Source organism: Proteus sp. MB838, from assembly GCF_054767435.1.
Map to the genome: position 1 here is coordinate 1 of NZ_BAABMO010000122.1, position 338 is coordinate 338.

Annotated in this window: 1 protein-coding gene; it reads left to right on the plus strand. The window is 36.7% G+C overall.

All coding sequences use genetic code 11. From position 1 onward, the window contains the following. Positions 1–172: 172 nt before the first annotated feature. A partial coding sequence (locus tag ACYUCW_RS18230) for an Imm26 family immunity protein (RefSeq protein WP_460409193.1) occupies positions 173–338 on the plus strand: 166 nt, incomplete at its 3' end.

Genomic DNA, 338 nt, shown 5'->3' on the forward strand with positions numbered 1-338 from the left:
TTGAGAAGTATGGTACGAGAACTGGAACTATCGGTGAAGATATATCGTCAATCAACCGAGGGAACAAATACAATTCATTTGACCATAACCGGACTGATACACGTGCTGATGCTTTTAAAGAAGCTTATGACAGTAAGACTAAAAGTTCTGGAAAAGTCGGAGGGAAATGCTAATGAGTGATTTTAAATTTTGGGGATGGAATAAAAAACCACGAACGATGCTGAGATATGAAAAACCCGGAGATATCTTTTGTTTTCAATTAAATAATGAAACATATGGGTTTGGACGCATCATTTCAAAAATCATGACAGGCCATGTAGTAGAGATTTTCGATTTCG